Source organism: Oceanobacillus manasiensis (assembly GCF_000724085.1).
Classification (GTDB): Bacteria; Bacillota; Bacilli; order Bacillales; family Amphibacillaceae; genus Oceanobacillus_B; species Oceanobacillus_B manasiensis.
In genome coordinates this window covers 1,613,226-1,630,649 of record NZ_CCDL010000001.1, presented here as the reverse complement: position 1 = coordinate 1,630,649, position 17,424 = coordinate 1,613,226, and the positions used below count along the sequence as shown (strand labels likewise).

At 39.7% G+C, this 17,424-nt stretch carries 13 protein-coding genes, 1 pseudogene and 2 riboswitches; of the genes and pseudogenes, 1 reads left to right on the top strand and 13 read right to left on the bottom strand.

The genetic code is table 11. The features are described 5' to 3' along the window. Nucleotides 1-146: 146 nt before the first annotated feature. From BN985_RS07975 to motA, 9 genes are all read right to left on the bottom strand, one after another. Entirely contained in the window at nt 147-1,841 is a 1,695-nt protein-coding gene (locus BN985_RS07975) for a methyl-accepting chemotaxis protein (RefSeq protein ID WP_042222395.1), read from the bottom strand. A gap of 112 nt (nt 1,842-1,953) precedes the next feature. Then, a complete protein-coding gene (locus BN985_RS07970; RefSeq protein WP_052360644.1) occupies nt 1,954-2,589 on the bottom strand; it encodes a response regulator transcription factor in 636 nt (211 codons plus the stop codon). A gap of 109 nt (nt 2,590-2,698) precedes the next feature. Beyond that, entirely contained in the window at nt 2,699-4,408 is a 1,710-nt protein-coding gene (locus BN985_RS07965) for a methyl-accepting chemotaxis protein (protein WP_042222393.1), read from the bottom strand. 35 nt (nt 4,409-4,443) lie between these two features. After that, entirely contained in the window at nt 4,444-4,800 is a 357-nt protein-coding gene (locus BN985_RS07960) for a response regulator (protein WP_042222392.1), read from the bottom strand. Between the two features lie 21 nt (nt 4,801-4,821). Next, nucleotides 4,822-5,280, bottom strand: a complete 459-nt coding sequence (locus tag BN985_RS07955; protein WP_042222391.1) for a chemotaxis protein CheW — start codon at nt 5,278-5,280, stop codon at nt 4,822-4,824. Between the two features lie 291 nt (nt 5,281-5,571). Continuing rightward, nucleotides 5,572-7,557, bottom strand: coding sequence for a chemotaxis protein CheA (locus tag BN985_RS07950; protein ID WP_042222389.1), 1,986 nt, complete (start codon nt 7,555-7,557; stop codon nt 5,572-5,574). Nucleotides 7,558-7,590: 33 nt separating this feature from the next. Then, nucleotides 7,591-8,058 carry a chemotaxis protein CheX gene (locus BN985_RS07945; RefSeq protein WP_042222387.1) on the bottom strand — a complete coding sequence of 156 codons (468 nt, stop codon included), beginning with the start codon at nt 8,056-8,058 and terminating at the stop codon, nt 7,591-7,593. Nucleotides 8,059-8,070: 12 nt separating this feature from the next. Then, nucleotides 8,071-8,853, bottom strand: a complete 783-nt coding sequence (gene motB, locus BN985_RS07940) for a flagellar motor protein MotB (RefSeq protein ID WP_042222385.1) — start codon at nt 8,851-8,853, stop codon at nt 8,071-8,073. Then, nucleotides 8,846-9,631, bottom strand: coding sequence for a flagellar motor stator protein MotA (gene motA, locus BN985_RS07935; protein ID WP_042222383.1), 786 nt, complete (start codon nt 9,629-9,631; stop codon nt 8,846-8,848). The genes motB and motA overlap by 8 nt, the downstream gene beginning before the upstream one ends. A 153-nt stretch (nt 9,632-9,784) precedes the next feature. Then, nucleotides 9,785-9,868: riboswitch (cyclic di-GMP riboswitch) on the bottom strand. Between the two features lie 246 nt (nt 9,869-10,114). On the opposite strand from motA, the gene BN985_RS07930 reads away from it, so the two are divergent. After that, entirely contained in the window at nt 10,115-12,100 is a 1,986-nt protein-coding gene (locus tag BN985_RS07930) for a methyl-accepting chemotaxis protein (protein ID WP_042222380.1), read from the top strand. 199 nt (nt 12,101-12,299) lie between these two features. Here BN985_RS07930 and BN985_RS07925 read toward each other — a convergent pair whose 3' ends face one another. The 4 genes and pseudogenes from BN985_RS07925 to BN985_RS07910 all read right to left on the bottom strand — a co-directional run. After that, a complete protein-coding gene (locus BN985_RS07925) occupies nt 12,300-13,595 on the bottom strand; it encodes an NCS2 family permease (protein ID WP_042222378.1) in 1,296 nt (431 codons plus the stop codon). A 248-nt stretch (nt 13,596-13,843) separates the two neighbouring features. Next, nucleotides 13,844-13,943: riboswitch (purine riboswitch) on the bottom strand. A 148-nt stretch (nt 13,944-14,091) separates the two neighbouring features. Beyond that, nucleotides 14,092-15,360, bottom strand: a complete 1,269-nt coding sequence (ltrA, locus tag BN985_RS07920) for a group II intron reverse transcriptase/maturase (protein WP_198029994.1) — start codon at nt 15,358-15,360, stop codon at nt 14,092-14,094. A gap of 595 nt (nt 15,361-15,955) precedes the next feature. Continuing rightward, the gene (locus BN985_RS07915) at nt 15,956-16,759 is read right to left on the bottom strand and encodes a flagellin (protein ID WP_408634677.1); all 804 of its coding nucleotides are present in this window, start codon (nt 16,757-16,759) and stop codon (nt 15,956-15,958) included. A gap of 272 nt (nt 16,760-17,031) precedes the next feature. After that, nucleotides 17,032-17,238 (bottom strand): annotated as a pseudogene (locus tag BN985_RS07910) (flagellin N-terminal helical domain-containing protein); the annotation flags it as partial. Nucleotides 17,239-17,424: the final 186 nt, after the last annotated feature.

Sequence of the window (17,424 nt, the reverse complement as noted above, 5' to 3'; positions counted from 1 at the left end):
AACAAAATAATATTAAAAAAGGACAGAGCTCCTGTCCCTTTACCTTCACTTCATACTATCTAAACATACTATACCATTATTATATAAAAGTTAAACCTGTTCTAGATTTATTTTTACATCCTATGAACGGGCTCACAAGAATTATCTTAAACTTTAAACCTGGTAACAAGGTTATTTAATTCCTCTGCCGTGTTAGCCAGTTGTTTAGAACTGTTTGCTACAGCTTCCATTGCACTGCTTGTCTGCTCAGAAGAAGCTGAAGTCTCTTCTACTCCTGCAGCCGATTCCTCCGCTATTGCCGCAATTTCTTCTATAGAATGGTTCATTTTGCCACTTTTTCCTGCTAAATCTGCCAGATTAGCAGAGATGGATTGTATACTATCTACCATTGTGGTGACAGCATGGTTAATTTCCGTAAAGGTTACCGAAGTAGATTCAATTTTTTCAGTTCCCTGTTCTACCTCTTTATAGCTGTCGTTCAATGAAATGGAAATAGCCCTGGTCTCCGTCTGTATATTTGTTACAAAATCTGTTACACCAGATATCGATTTTGCTACCTCTTCAGCGAGCTTTCTCACTTCATCTGCAACTACAGAAAAGCCTTTTCCACTTTCGCCTGCTCGTGCTGCTTCAATTGCAGCGTTCAACGCAAGCAAATTTGTTTGTTCTGCAATATCCTGTATGACAGAAACCAATTGTGTAATATGTTGTGTATGTTGATCCAATCCCTGTACTTTCACCACTGCTTCTCGTACAATCTGATCTATTTTTAACATCTGAGCTTTGGAACCATCCATTAAACTTGCTCCTTCTTGCGTCTTGGCAAGTACATTTTTTGAAGTTGCTTGGATGTTCTCTCCGCTCTCATTTGTCTCCTGCACACTCTTTGTAAATGTTGCCATCACTGAGGATAAGCTACTAGCATTGGTTGCCTGTTCTTCCGTTCCATTAGCTAGTTCCTCCATCGTTACAGCAACCTGTTCTGATCCAGCTTTTACTTCATCAGCTGATTGGGTTAGCTCTTCACTTTGATTAGATACCGTATTTGATACCTCGCCTATTTTTAGGATCATCTCTCTCGTATTGTTGGTCATCAAATTTGTTGCTGCATAGAGCTCACTTAGTTCATCCCTTGTAGTAATCATTAAATCTTCGTGACGAAGATTTCCAGAAGCAATCTCTTTCATTCGTTGCATGACGGTTAAAATCGGTTTGGTTATTTTATTCGTGGTAACGAAGGCAATGAGGAGGCCAGTTATTATCACGATTACTGCAATACCAATAGTAACCCAAAAATTAGTTTCACCGCTTTTTACAATTTGTCTTCCAAGCTCCTGTATCTCATCCTCGCTTGATGCTGCCATTTCTTGAAATGATCGTGTGATTTCTTCTTCCAACGGTTGGACGAACAAAGCCATGATTTCTAACGCCCTGTCTTCATTCCCATTGTCATATTCAGCGATCACTTCATCAGTAAACGTGCCCCATTCTATTTTTTTCTCCATTAACTGTTGGACATCATCTGAATCATTTAGTTCTAGCAATTTGTTTTCCAAAGCAATGGATGCATCAATGCCTTCGTTAAACTGTTCCTTTATGGAAGGGTCTCCATATAACAAATACCCACGTAGCAAGGATGTCCTACGTTGCATATCAATCGTTACTTTCTCTTGTGTTATAAGTAGTTCCAGCTGATAATCCGTCATTTCTTTCATGTCTTCATTAGTCTGATCTACTGTATAACCATTGTAGAAAGATAAAAGTACAACTAAAAAAATTACAATCCCAAAACCAAAAAGTATCTTACTTTTTATATGTTTAAAACCAAATTTCCTTTTCACGTCTTCCACCTCTTTATGTAAATATCCTAATAGTTTTCTACCTATTGGATATATCGGCGGTAATGGAAAAGAATGTAGGTTTTAGAAAAAAGCAAAAATATTAAATTAATTCTCATGGAATATTGATCCATTTATATTTTACTGCTTTAAGTGCTGCACTCGTCCTATCTGAGACATTTAATTTTCTTAAAATAGCGCTCACATGATTGTTTACGGTATATGAAGAGAGGAATAGTTCATTGGCGATTTCGGAGTTTTTCTTTCCATGTACGACGCGTTCTAAAACCTTCCACTCTTGTTCACTTAACATTCCATGTGGCTTTGTATTCGTTTCTGCATTCTTATATATGTAATCACTCATGAGCACTGGACATAATTGCGGATGTATGTACTGCCCTCCCTGGAAAATAGCTTCTATCGCTATTTCCAATTCTGCTAATTCCATCCCTGAATGAAAATACCCATCAAAACCCATTTGGAAAAGTCTTTTTAAATCTGTCTCACTTATTTTCTTAATTAAAAGCGCTATAAGGGTATTAGAATTTTGTAAGCTAGCAATGATCTCTTCAATGTCTGTATCCTTACCTAATTCAATAATGAGTAAGTCGGTATTTAATTTATTTTTAGAGGGCATTCCGTGCTTCACTATATTATAGGAGTCGATTGTGTATGATGACATGCTATCACTTAAGATAGTACATATAGCATCCACCAGTTCTGATCTTGACATAACAGTGACTTTTTTCATGCTTCCACTCCCCCTTCCTAGATAATATTCCCTAGTTAATTTTTTGCATGCAAAAAGGGAGCCGATAGCCCGGCTCCCTAATGGGACACTTCATGTTACCATTATTTGCTTATAATTTAAACTTTCTTACTAGCTCATTTAATTCCTCAGCCAGTCTTGCAAGCTGTTCTGAGCTTCCTGCAACTTCCTCCATTGAACTGCTCGTTTGCTGTGATGAAGCAGAGGTTTGTTCCACACCAGCTGCAGATTCTTCGGAAATAGCCGCAATCTCTTCAATTGATCGGTTCATGTCTTCACTGCTTACTGCCATTTCGGAAAGATTTTCGGAAATTTGCTTCACACTATTCGTCATTTCTGTTACAAATAGCTGAATCCCCTGGAATGTTTCGCCAGTCGTTTTCAATTGTGTGGTACCCTTTTCCACTTCTTCATACCCTGTTTCTAAAGAGCGAGCAACACTTGTTGACTCTGTTTGAATTCCCGTAACAATACTCGTTATATCTGTTACCGAAACGGAAACTTGTTCAGCTAGTTTTCGTACTTCATCAGCGACAACCGCAAATCCTTTCCCTTGTTCGCCCGCTCGTGCTGCTTCAATTGCGGCATTTAATGCAAGGAGATTCGTTTGTTCAGCGATGTCTTTAATAACAGAGACAAGCTTTGAAATTTCCTTTGACTGCGCATCAAGCCCTTGCATCTTCTGAACAGCTTCTTTCACAATGCGATCAATGGCTACCATCTGCTCAGTGGATTCTTCCATCAAGGTACTTCCTTCATTGGTCATCCCCATTACTTCATTGGATGCCTGTTGAACCAAACTTCCTTTGTCATTGGCCTGCCTTACCTTTGTAGTAAAGCTACTCATTACTTCTGCCAAATCACTTGCACTGTTGGCTTGTGTTTCCGTACCACTTGCGAGTTCTTGCATTGTTACTGCTACTTGCTCACTTCCTGCTTTCACTTCATTAGCAGATTGTGTCAATTCTTCACTATGACTACTCACCGTTTGGGAAACAGATGAGACCTGTTGGATCACATTACGCAAATGACTTGCCATTCCATTAATGGCTGTTGACAATTTTCCTATCTCATCTTTTCCTTTATATTCCATCGTTTCCACAGCCAAATTCCCTTTGGCAATTTGATTACTAATAACGATGACCCGTCCAAGATTACGAGAAACCATTCTACTAATAAAGTAGACGAGAATTCCACCAATCAAAATGACACCTGCCATGGTTGCTAATTGAATGATAAAGGTCATTGATTGTAAATCTTTCGTTTCCGTTATCGCTTGGTCACGTTCTTCATTTATAACTGTTCTTAGATCCTCAAGATGATAAACGATTTCCGATCGAAGCGTGTTTGCCTCAGAAGATAGGGAAGCTGCTGTGGAAGTATCTCCCCTGTTTGCTGCAGGAACCATTTCATTAAGGAAAAGTGTGTTTAATTCACTATCCTTATTAACGATTTGGTTAAACAGCTCTTCTTGCTCCGTAGTATTCAACCTTTTTTGAATCTCTTGGCTAAGCTCATTAAATTGATCAACATATACGCCATACTCGTCAACATACAAATTATTTTGATTATATCTGTACATTGAAATAGGGATCCCTTTTTCTTTTATAATCGATCCCATTTCTGTCATATCAGTGGCTTGATTTCCCCTTGTTTCCACATTTTCTACATTATCCCCTATATCTGCGATCAGAGTGGAAATGAGCGCTGTTGAAGCAGCTATTAGTAAAAATACTAAGAAAAATGTAATGCCATATTTCCAGCCTATCCTAACATTCCGTAATGTAAGCTTTTTTCGCATTCCCCTATTTCCTTCCCCCTATGTAGCTTGGTGTATTATAAAGCCTTTGATAATGCCTCATTAATTCTGTCTGCAGTAAAAGGCTTCACGATAAAATCTTTTGCCCCAGCTTGAATTGCTTCTACAACCATTCCTTGTTGCCCCATTGCCGAACACATAATAACTTTAGCATCTGGGTCCACTTTTTTAATTTCCTTTAAAGCATCTACACCATTCATTTCTGGCATCGTAATATCCATTGTCACAAGATCCGGTTTTAGCTCTTGGTACATTTCTACTGATACCTGGCCGTTTTCTGCTTCCCCAACAACTTCATGTCCTAGCTTTGTTACAATATCCTTTAATTGCATACGCATAAATGCTGCATCATCTGTTACTAAAATTCTAGCCATTATTGTACCTCCAAAATTAAATTAATTGATCGCTTGTTTTACTTCCTGTACTTCATTCACATCTAAAATATGTTCCAAATCTAACAGGATAAGAAGCTCCTCCCTTAATTTGGCAACGCCCTCTAGATATTGAGCATCCACTCCTGCAATCATACCAGGAGGTGGCTCAATTGCTTCTGCTCCAATGTCTAGCACTTCATTTGCACCATCTACAAGCAGTCCAACTTGCATTTCGTTTATCTCTACTATAAGAAAGCGACTTTCGTCGGTTGTTTCTGTCTCACCAATCCATAGGCGCTCCCTTAAATCAATTACTGGTATTGTCGTACCTCGCAAATTGATTACGCCTTTAATGAAGGAAGCAGTTCGTGGCACCTCTGTTACTTTCTGTAGACGTTCGATGGAATGTACCTGTCTTACATCCACTCCATACGACTGATTTTTTAATGTAAATACAATAAATTTCCTTACTTCTTCCACAGCTTATCCCTCCTTATAATCTGTTTAGATTTACCTAATGTAAAGCTTTCTTAGCTCCGTTACCTTTCTCTACTGACGGACGCTTTCCGCGGGCATGGCTTGAGCCACCTTGCTCGCAAAAAACGCTCACTGCGGGGTCTCAAGACTCATGCTATTCCCGCAGGAGTCGCCGCCATTCGCTCCAGGTAACTCAATTTTCCATTTATTAATTTGAACCGAACCTACGAATAAGTCATCAAACTTGGACGTTCCGTAATGTTTGTTCCTTTTCTCTTCACATTATCGCAGGTCTTATTTCACTAACGCGTTTGGATCTAGAATTAATGCTACTCGGCCATCACCTAAAATGGTGGCACCTGAAATAGCGAACACATCTTTTAGATATGCTCCCAACGACTTCAGTACAACTTCCTTTTGACCAATGAAGGAATCTACCAATATACCTGTCAGCTTGTTTCCTTTTTTCACAACAACAATCGGCTGAATGGAGGAATCCTTTGTTGTAGATTCTTCTACATCAAATACTTTTCTTAAGGAAACCACCGGGATAATATTGCCACGGAAATCAATGACTCTCTGTCCGTGAGCATCCATAATTTCTTTTTCTTCTAACATAAGTGTTTCTATAATAGAAGAAAGTGGGATGGCGTAAATCTCTTCTGATACATCAACAAGAAGTGTAGATAGTATGGACAATGTGAGCGGAAGCTGGATGGAAAACTTACTACCTTTTCCTTGTGTCGACTCAATAGATAGCTTTCCACCGAGGGACTCAATTTTACTTTTCACCACATCGAGACCAACTCCACGGCCGGAAATATCCGAAACTGTTTCAGCTGTACTAAAACCAGAAGCTAAAATGAGTTCATTCACTTCTTGGTCCGATAATTTCTCTAACTGTGCTTCCGTTAAGACACCATTTTGGATTGCTTTTGCAGCAACTTTTTCACGATTAATCCCTGCTCCATCGTCTTCCATCTCAATAAACACATGGTTCCCACTATGGAAGGCGCGTAATGTTAGGCTACCCTTTTCTGCCTTGCCTGCTTTTTTGCGCTCTTCCGGTGATTCAATTCCATGGTCTATCGAATTTCGAATTAAGTGCACAAGGGGATCCCCTATTTCATCGATCACCGTACGATCGAGCTCTGTTTCTGCTCCTATAATATCCAGGTCTAAGTTTTTATTCAGATCTTTTGCCAATCCGCGGACCATTCTAGGAAAACGATTAAACACCTGTTCTACTGGCACCATACGCATTGTAAGGATCAGGCTTTGCATGTCCTCAGACACTCTAGACATATGCTCCACTGTTTCCTGAAGTGCATCGTTTTTAATTTCACTTGCCAAATCTTCTAACCTGCTTCTATCAATAACCACTTCCTCAAATAGATTCATAAGATCATCGATACGTTCCAGGTTCACCCGGATGGTTTTCGACGTGACGGCTTTCTGCGTTTCTTCCTTTTGTTCGGTTTGAGCTTCCTCTGTCGTGGCAGCTATTTCTTCTGTTGCTGGTGCTGCTTCCTCTTTCACAGCAACATACAGGCTGATATCAGCAGATTCTACTTCTGATACTTTATGTACACTTTGCTTCACATCTGCTGCTGGAGATTTTGTAAGCACGATAAGAGAAAAACGATCCACTTCTCCTGCTTCTAGCTCTTCAACCGTAGGTGAGGTTTTTATGATTTCACCATGTTGCTCCACGGCTTCTACTACCATGTAGGCACGTGCTGCTTTCAGGATACACCCTTCGTCTAACACTACCTCCATTTGGTAAGCCTCAAAGCCTTGTTCTTTCGCTTGATCGAGTACGGTTAATTGGTATTCATCCAAATCCAGACTTTCTAGCGCTTCTTTTGCTGCAACTGGTTCTTTGGATTCTTCTGGTTGTTTACCATTTTCAATTGCTTCTAAACGAGCAATCAAGTCTGTTACATCTTTTTTCCCAGTATTTCCACCTGCAATGGATTCAACCATTTCTTCGAGTGCTTCTACAGCTGTGAATGTCACATCAATTACTTCTGTCGTAACATGCAAACTACTGTTTCTAATTTTATCTAATACATTTTCCATATTATGCGTAAGTGACGCGATATCCTCATACCCCATTGTGGCTGCCATCCCTTTTAATGTATGGGCAGAGCGAAAAATCTCATCCACGATGGAAAGATCATCAGATTGTTTTTCCAGCTTTAATAATTGGTCGTTGACTGCTTGTAAATGCTCATTACTTTCATCTAAAAATATCTCAATATAATCATTCGTATCCATAAAACCTTCCTTTCACCTTCACACTCTTATAGACTAGCTATCTAATAAGAACATAACTTTCAATTCACCAATATTTTTGAAGCCTGCAGTTAGTTGGATCGCCTTCTTGTAGCCTGATATCTTTGTTGATCCTTGTAAAACGGTTGGTGCTGTAATATCTGTCTGTAAGCCTTCATTTATCACAATCGTGGAAATACCACCAGCTAACATATTTCCTAGCTCTCCACTAAAGGAAACAAGCATCTCTCCCTCCACAGCCATTCCAAACATGACACCGCCTATGCCACTAAAGACAGCGGGGTCGCCTGCAAGCATGAGTTTCCCCTTGATGTCTCCTGTAATCCCTATTAACACACCATATTCCACGATTGGTGGTTCTGTCAGTAATTGCGGTTTAGATATGTTTTGTTCAGCTGGGATAATCGATTTCATGGTGGTATTCGTGCCATTTAATAAATGTGTTATAACCTTGCTTTGGTGATTGGCTGTTGTTGTTGTCATCTTGTTCTCTCCTTATTGTTCATCTGTCGTGATGTCGTAATTTGGTAAAATCAGTACTTCTACACGTCGGTTTTTAGCCCGGTTTTCTTCTGAGTTGTTTGGCACGATTGGTTGGTGTTCTCCAAAGCCTTTTGCACTGAATTTTCCTGGGTCAAGCTGGTCATTTTGCAAAATTAAACCCATGAAGTTAATCGCCCGCATGACACTAAGCTCCCAATTCGATGCAAATTCTGCAGTATTTATAGGACGGTCGTCAGCATGACCACTTATTACAATTTGATGAGGAGGATCTGTATACAAAAGCTCTGAAACATCTTCGGCAAGTTTCTGTCCCTCTGCTTTCACCCTTGCACTCCCCGAGTCAAAGGAAATATCATTTAGTATCGTTAAGAGTAGGCCTTCATCTGTAAGCTCTGTATCAAACACTTCTTCTAGTTGTTCGTTTTTTATATAGTTGTTTATGTGCTGCTGGATTTCCTGTAATTCCTCCAGCTCTTGGTCTTCGTTGCTTATTTGTTCGGGTTCTTGTTCTTCCTCTTCTTCCTCTTCTTCCTCTTCTTCTTCTGGAAGATCTGTTGTCGAGTTATTCGGCGCATTGCTTTCTTCCATAAAACTTTTTCCTCCACTAAATTCCTCTTGAAATACTCCTGCTAACTGCTGATATTTCTCGGAATCTACCTCACTCATGGCAAATAACACAATAAATAATGCAACTAGTAATGTAAGTAAATCAGAATAGGGAAGGAGCCAGGATTCATCAACATGGTTTTCATTATGTTTTTTCTTCCTACGCATCTTCCTGTTCCTGCCTTAAAGCGATTAGTTCCTTAGTAGATAAGTAGGATCCAAGTTTATCTCTTACCATCATGGCAGAATCACCATTCGTGATTGAAAGAATCCCTTCTACGATCACTTCTTTACGCTGTACTTCTTTTTTTGACTTTTCCTTTAGCTTGTTAGCAAAAGGATGCCATAGCACGTACCCTGTAAAAATTCCGAGTAGCGTCGCTATAAATGCTGCAGAAATGGCGTGGCCTAATGCATCCATATCATTCATATCACTTAGTGCTGCAATCAGACCAATTACCGCACCAAGTACGCCGAGGGTCGGAGCATACGTACCTGCCTGAGAAAAAACGGCCGCACCTTCCTGGTGTCTCGTTTCCATGGCATCTACTTTTTCCAACATCACTTCTCGAATAAATTCTGCTGATTGACCATCAATCGCAAGCTGTAAGCCTGAAGATAAGAAAGGGTCCTCCGTGTCTTCTACTTGTTTTTCTAATGATAATAGACCTTCTTTTCTTGTTTGGTCTGCCCACTCGGTGAACGTCATGATTAATTCCTTCGTGTCTTCCTGCTTCTCTTCAGAAAAGATAATTTTAAATAAAGAAGGAATCTTTTTTACAGTACTCATTGGAAAAGCAATGACCACTGAAGCGGCAGTTCCCACAAGGATGATTAGAATGGCAGCAGGATTTACTAATGCACCGACGCCAACACCTTTTAATACCATCCCGACACCAACAGCAATCACACCGAGTATGACACCAATGACAGATGTTTTATCCATTTCACATGTCTCCTTTGTCTCGTTGTCGCTTGTAAAATTAACTAGTAGGCTTTCGCTAAGGTGAGGGGAACCTTGTTTGGTTTCATTCTTTCGACCTTATTAAAAACGCTATCCTTGAATTAGAATAGCCAAAAAAGAATCATTGATTTTCTTCTTGGCAGCCAGGCTATCATAGTTCAGTACCTTAGACCCTTTGCTTTGCGTCCCACTCTTTCAAGTGGTTTGCCTTTTCTAGAATTGGATTTTGTCCCGTTAGTTAAAAATACCTATGCTTTTATATCGTCTCGTTTCGAAAAAAATTTAGGGATTATGGAAAAATATAATTTGGAACATTCCCCCAGCTGGTATCTTCGCTATTTTTAATAGTTGCCCAATCATTTCCAAAAATTAAATATTTACATACTCTTAATAAATCCTTTTATCTGTCGATATAACTTGAGAATGTACATTTCAAATCATCTAAGAGAGCTGGTGTTACAAAACATGAAAAGTATCAAGTTTAAAAAATTTACGTTTAGTTTAAGAAATAAGTTACTTCTATCCTTTTTGCTCGTACTATTAGTTCCAAGTTGCATTATTGCCTATTCTTCTTATACTAGTGCGAAAAATAATACAGATAGTCGTATGCTAGAAACTGCGCAAGAAACGGTACAAATGGTAGACTCCACAATTAATCAGCTACTTCAAGCGCAAATGGAAAATGTGGATTTTCTATCTAATGCAATTTCAGCAGAGGATATTGTAGATGGGGATACGGAAAATTTACAGTCCATACTTAGCAGATCTCAAGCATCTAAGGCTGACCTAGAGCAATCTTATGTAGGAACTGTGGGAGGCGACTTTATTGTGGCTCCTGATACGATTGAAGTTAAACCTGATTATGACCCACGCGAGCGACCGTGGTACCAATCAGCAATGGAAAACAAGGGAAAAGTTATTATAACTGATCCCTATGTTTCTAGTTCTACTGAAGTAGTTGTTGTTACAATTGCCAAAGCAACTGCTGATGGGCTAGGCGTTATTGGAGTGAACTTACAGCTTGATAGCTTATCAGAAATGGTTGATGAGATTAACATCGGCAAAGAAGGATACGTCTTTTTATTAGATGAGAACAGCCATTATATTACCCATCCATCAAATGAAGCAGGATCCGAAGCAACCCAAGAATTCATGAAAGATCTATACAAATCAAATAATGGCATGTTTGACTACAAAATGGAGGGAGATAAGAAAAAGCTTGCTTTCACAACAAATGAAACAACTGGTTGGAAGATAGCTGGTAGCATGTATCAAAGTGAAGTGGAGGATGCCGTACAGCCTATTTTCAATACGACTTTAATTGTGATTGCGATCGCATTGGCAGCTGGGATTGCTGTCGTAGTCTTTATCATTCGCTCTATTACTAGACCGGTGAATAAATTGGTTGAAGCAGCTGATAAAATGAGCAATGGCGATTTAACAGTATCTGTTACAACAAAAAGCAATGATGAAATTGGCCAACTAGCTAATGCATTTAATCGTATGAGAAAGCATTTAAATGAAGTTATCGTACAGGTACGAGATAAAGCGAACAACCTTGCAGCTTCTTCAGAAGAGTTGAATGCAAGCTCACAGCAAAACACTGTAGCTACAGAACAGATTACGAATTCTATTCAGGATGTAGCTTCAGGTGTAGAAAATCAATCAAACAGAATAGATTCCAGCTCTAGAATGGCACAAGACATGTCATCATCTATTCAGCAAATTGCTTCTAGCTCAAATGAGGTTTCTTCTACAGCTGCTGATGCTACGTCTGTTGTTCAGGCTGGGAATAAAGCAATTGAAACAACTGTAGGACAAATGGAATTCATTAAGAAAACGGTACATGAACTATCCGGAAATATTGAAGGGCTTGGTAACAAAACGAGAGAAATTGGTAATATAGTGGATGTTATTACGAATATTGCGGAGCAGACCAATCTATTAGCATTAAATGCAGCAATTGAAGCAGCTAGAGCAGGCGAACATGGAAAAGGCTTTGCAGTTGTAGCTGATGAGGTACGCAAGCTAGCGGAACAGTCCTCTCAATCATCTGAACAAATCAAAGATATGATTCAGTCCGTACAAAAAGAATCTGTCGATGCAGTAAAAGCGATGGCAACTGGCACAACGGAAGTAGAACGTGGTATTGAAGTAGTTAGCCAGGCAGGCCAATCCTTTACCGACATCACGTCATTCGTTAATACCGTAACATCACAGATCCAGCAAGTCGCTTCCAAAATACAGGAAATTTCCTCAGGTACCGAACAGTTTAGAGAAACGTTCGACAGCCTTGCAGGAATTTCTGAAACAACATCTGGAGCGGCACAGAATGTTTCAGCTTCAACTGAGGAGCAGCTCGCTTCGATGGAAGAAATTACTGATTCTGCAAATTCGTTATCCGTTATGGCGGAGGAATTGCAGGAGGTAGTGGAACAGTTTAAGTTGTAACAGAAAAAAGAGTGATCTTCACCAACTTATTGGCGAGGATCACTCTTTTTGATAATAAGGTTTTGCCCTAGTCTCTATGTTTCTAGGGACTAACGACGAAAGGTTTTTATTGTTAGTTGAATGTTCCATAGAACCGCATTATTCTAAGAAAAAACCTAAAGAAATATGTCTTCCTTAGGCTTTTGGTCTACATAGATCACTATGCTATAAAAATAAAATATAAAATAAATAACAGGCAAATAACATACATAATGGGATTGATTTCTCTATAACGCTTTTGAGCTATTAATGCTAAGGGATAAAGGATAAACCCAAAAGCAAGTCCCATTGCGACACTGGAAGTTAGTGGCATCATAATAATCGTCAAAAATGCTGGTATTACAATTTCTATTTTACTCCAATCAACATTCCGAATATCCATTGCCATTAATGCCCCCACAACAATTAACGCTGGAGCAGTGACTTCTGTTGTTATGACAGCAAGAATCGGTGAAAAGAATAATGCAATCGCAAAGCAAAGCGCAGTGATTATCGAGGTAAATCCAGTTCTTCCCCCAACCGCAATTCCTGAGGAGGATTCTACACTCGTGGCAGGTGTGGAAGTTCCTAATATCGCTCCGATTGACGCAGCTGAGGAATCGGCAAGCAATGCTCTTCCTATCTTCGGAATCTTATTATTTTTCATGATTCCCGCTTGGCTCGTAAGTGCAATTAACGCACCAGCTGTATCAAAAAAAGCAACAAATAAAAAGGTAAAAATAACGGCTAATACATCTGGTGTAAAAATAGCATCGAGATTCATAAACACAGCACCAAATGTTGGTTCAAGACTCGGAATCGTACCGATAATCGAGGAAGGAATCTTAATAAAGCCAACAAGCATTCCAATAATCGTTGTAATTGCCATCCCATAAAAAATTGCTCCATTCATTCCACGAACGAGCATGATAATTGTTATAAGGAGGCCAACGATAGCTAATGCTGTTCCAGGCAATGTTAAATCACCAATCGAAACAAACGTATCCGGATTGGCAACAATAATTCCTGCATTTTTAAAACCAATAAACGCAATGAAAAATCCAATCCCAGCAGCAATTGCATGTTTTAAATCCTCCGGAATCGCATTAATGATTTTTTCCCTGATTTTCATCAAGCTTAAAATCATAAAAATAATTCCCGCAATAAAAACCCCAGTCAAAGCAACTTGCCATTCAATCCCCATTCCAATAACAACGGAAAACGTAAAGAATGAATTCAGTCCCATACTGGGCGCAATTGCGATCGGATAATTTGCAAGCAAACCAATAAGTAAAGTACCAATGATTGCAGTAAGCGCAGTAGCTGTAAACACAGCCCCTCTATCCATCCCTGCTTGACTAAGAATAAGCGGGTTTACGACTAGAATATACGAGACGGAAAGAAATGTTGTTAGACCGGCGAAAATCTCCTGTTTATATGTTGTATTTCTCTCTGTAAAACCAAAAAAGTTTCTCATGATGTGTAGTATCTCCTATTTGCTACTTCCGTATAAAAAAACTTTGGCGTCGTACCAACATGCCAAAGTCATCGTAAAAGGTACGTGTTCAAAAGGAGGACAAAAAGGACCGAGAAGTTCAAGGCGGCGAAGCTTTGAGTAGCGGAACGTATGTATTTAATACGTGAGCAACGGAAAATCAAGCCAACGAAGAAATTCGATGTGTCATTTTTACCGGACTTTTTGAACAACCTCTTAAAGGTATAGGAAAATACATTTCCATCCCTTGTAGACAAGCTATTATGGTAGCTGGTAGAAACGTCCAAGCCATATTCCTGGACTTATACAAGATGTAGCTATTTTTTTGAGCAATAGAGAAATAATAACAATTTGGGGGTGGTGCGTCAATGGGGGATGAGAGGAATCACTAGAACGCGGTGAATCGAGTAGGAGACTAATCATTAATTGATTAGTCGACCTCTCACACCACCGTACGTACGGTTCCGTATACGGCGGTTCAATAGTTTGAGTATGTGCGCTCATATAAATGGTTAAGGTCTTTCAGACCCCATTGTATGAGCGTTTTAAGTTTAATCGCTTTATGGAGAGTTTCGCTATGCGAAACTCTCCAGTAACCTTTTCGGGTATTGGCAACTTTCCAAGCTTCCTCTTCCGTTATTCCTAACTGTTTCAATCGGATGAATCGGGTTTTGATTTTCTTCCAACGTTTCCAAACAAGCTGTCTTAGTCGGTGGTTTAACCACTGGGCCGTTTTCTTTATAAAACTTTTCATAAAGCTGATTCCATAATAGTTAATCCACCCAACGGTGACTTGGTTAATTTCTTTGGCGATTTCTTCGAACTCTCCTGGGCGGTTCCGTCTAGTTAGAGTCTTCAGCTTTGATTTAAATTTCTTCTTTGCAGATTTATCGGGACGGCATCTTACTTCTTTGGCTGTACGGTGTATACAGAACCCCAAGAACTTGATTTTTGTGGGAGAACCGACCTTGCTTTTCTTACGGTTAACCGTTAGTTTCAAGTCTGTTTCAAGGTATTTTGTAACACTCTCTAGCACCCGAAAACCCGCTCTATTGCTATTAACGTATATGCAAAAGTCGTCCGCATAGCGTACGAATTTGTGCCCACGTTTCTCTAACTCTTTATCAAGCTGATCCAAGTAGACATTGCTCAAAATCGGTGATAGATTTCCACCTTGAGGTGCCCCCATATCCGAGGAGGAAATGAGTCCCTTCTCCATAATGCCGCTTTTAAGAAATTTCCATATCAACTTTAATACCACTTTGTCCTGTACGAATACCTTCAGGTATTCCATCAGTTTTTGGTGTTGGATTGTATCGAAATAGCTTTTCAAATCACAGTCAACTACCACACGGTAACCTTTTTCGTAGTATTTTGCGGCTTGTTTTATTGCTTGTTTGGCGTTTCTCTTTGGTCGAAACCCGTAACTGTATTGGGAAAAATGGGGATTTATCCTTCCTTCAATGACTTGATAGATAGCTTGTTGAACTACTCGATCGAGTACACAAGGAATGCCCAATTTCCGTTTAGATCCATCGGGTTTAGGAATCTCCACCCGTTTTACAGGTTGAGGCTGATAAGAGCCATCTCTTAATTTCCTTTTAAGTGGCTTGTAGTATTTCTGCATGTGACCAAAAAGCTCGTCTACCGTTATACCATCAATGCCAGGGGCTCCTTTGTTCGCTCTAACTTTCTTGTAAGCTAGATAGAGGTTGTTATCCTCTACTACTTGATCAATTAAACGCATACCATCTCGTTGATTTATTTCTGTGTGGATTGTACTACACACTTCTACATACTCTTCGGTTTCCAACCTATCCCTTTGTAGATAGCCATCTTTCGATGTATTCGGTGGTCTATGCATGATCCACACCTCCATATTTCTTCAAGATTACTATTGTTCAGCCCTTCATCCTTTAGGATTACTATGGCCTCTGCTGACTTCTTACAATTCATCTAGACATCACTGTCTACATTGTTCCTGTGGGAAGTTCCTTCCCTCTTGTCGGGAACCCTTGTAAGACCTCCCCGGGTAAGAGCTATAACCTTCCTCCCATGTAACTGCTGTATTTACTGTATGGAATTCGTGCAGTATTGGACTTCGTTTTGAATTGCAAACTTATCCGTTCCAATTCAGCCTTGTATACAGTTTCTGTTCGTCAGTTCGGGATTTTGCCTCCGGCTTCCTTCAGATTCTACCTCACGGTAGACACCCTTGCCTTCAGCTAACAGTTCCTACTGCCAAGCCTGTAGTGGACTTTCACCACCAAGTTATAGCCCATGCCGGGCACACAATTTTAAAAGGGACTCTAGCTTTGCTAGAGTCCCTTTTACATCTAATATTATTGCAACAATTGTAATACACCTTGTGGTTGTTGGTTGGCTTGAGCCAGCATAGATTGTGCCGCTTGTGAAAGGATGTTATTCTTAGTGAAGTTCATCATTTCTTTCGCCATGTCAACGTCACGGATACGTGATTCTGCAGCAGTTAGGTTCTCTGCAGAAGTCCCTAGGTTGTTAATAGTGTGCTCTAGGCGGTTTTGTACAGCACCCAATTTGGAGCGCTCCTGAGAGACACTTTGAATAGCTTCATCAAGAGTTTTAATTGCACCATCTGCGCTTTCACGGTCAGAAATATTTATACCAGATGTTACAGTTTCTCCGTCTTCTGCAGCAAGTACTAACTCATCATCATTGTTATAAAAACCAGCTGGAGTACCTGGAGTTGTGACAGACCCATCATTTTCATCCACTACTTCTTCGACAGCATCTTTCCAAGTTGCAGTCTCACCACCAACTGTAATTGTAGCATCCGTTCCTGCTTCAACACTAGTTCCAACTTTTAAAGCACTAGCAGACATATCAGCTACTGAAATACTAATATTTTGTCCATCATTAGCACCAATTTGGAAAGTAGCGTTAAATTCCCCACCTAATAAGTTTTGTGTGTTGAATTCAGTGTTATCAGCAATACGGGTTATTTCTTCTGAAAGTTGATCTACTTCTTTTTGCAATTCTGCACGGTCATCAACGGTATTTGTATCACTAGCACTTTGTACTGAAAGTTCACGCATACGTTGAAGGATTGAATGCGTTTCATTCAATGCTCCTTCAGCAGTTTGAATTAAAGAAATCAAATTTGTTATCGTATTGGTGTTTAATCCACTACTTCTTTATGTTTCCATAAAGTTCAGATCATATCTTCATCCCCTTGGGATGCCCCGCGCTCGTGGGTAGGTTATTGGTCTGTATCCTCACTACCTGATCGTTACACCTTCCTAGCTACAGCTTTCTTTACAATTCACTAGGCTTGGCTCGGTATTGCCCACCATCCGCAACTGCTAGCTTGGTTTGGGGTTCCACCGAATTCACGGAGTTTTCATCTAAGTATTACTACTTAGAGCGGCATTTCTAGTTTACCGTCTTGAGCATTCTTTGAAGCCATTTCAAGACCTTTAATTTGTCCACGCATTTTTTCAGAGATTGCTAGACCTGCAGCGTCATCTCCAGCTTTGTTGATTCCAAGACCTGAAGAAAGTTTCTCCAAAGAGTTTTGAGTAGAACTTTGGTTTGCTCCTAATTGGCGGTGTGCGTTAAGAGCGGAAATATTGTGATTGATAATCATAATTTTCTTACCTCCATGTAAGTGTATTTTTTGGGCACGTCCTTGTGTCCCATCTATAACAATACATTGGTGAAAATCACCGTTGTATTATTAACATTGTCAATGTTCGGCCAAAACATTTGTCATCATGATGACTACATTTCTTATATCGACCGTTTTATAGAATGTTTAAATGTTTTTATAAAA

Bases quoted from the DNA above. Each gene is read 5' to 3' on its own strand.
- BN985_RS07970 (WP_052360644.1), bottom strand. From the start codon at position 2,589: ATGAAAAAAGTCACTGTTATGTCAAGATCAGAACTGGTGGATGCTATA.
- BN985_RS07965 (WP_042222393.1), bottom strand. From the start codon at position 4,408: ATGCGAAAAAAGCTTACATTACGGAATGTTAGGATAGGCTGGAAATAT.
- BN985_RS07960 (WP_042222392.1), bottom strand. From the start codon at position 4,800: ATGGCTAGAATTTTAGTAACAGATGATGCAGCATTTATGCGTATGCAA.
- BN985_RS07950 (WP_042222389.1), bottom strand. From the start codon at position 7,557: ATGGATACGAATGATTATATTGAGATATTTTTAGATGAAAGTAATGAG.
- BN985_RS07945 (WP_042222387.1), bottom strand. From the start codon at position 8,058: ATGACAACAACAACAGCCAATCACCAAAGCAAGGTTATAACACATTTA.
- motB (WP_042222385.1), bottom strand. From the start codon at position 8,853: ATGCGTAGGAAGAAAAAACATAATGAAAACCATGTTGATGAATCCTGG.
- motA (WP_042222383.1), bottom strand. From the start codon at position 9,631: ATGGATAAAACATCTGTCATTGGTGTCATACTCGGTGTGATTGCTGTT.
- BN985_RS07930 (WP_042222380.1), top strand. From the start codon at position 10,115: ATGAAAAGTATCAAGTTTAAAAAATTTACGTTTAGTTTAAGAAATAAG.
- BN985_RS07925 (WP_042222378.1), bottom strand. From the start codon at position 13,595: ATGAGAAACTTTTTTGGTTTTACAGAGAGAAATACAACATATAAACAG.
- ltrA (WP_198029994.1), bottom strand. From the start codon at position 15,360: ATGCGTTTAATTGATCAAGTAGTAGAGGATAACAACCTCTATCTAGCT.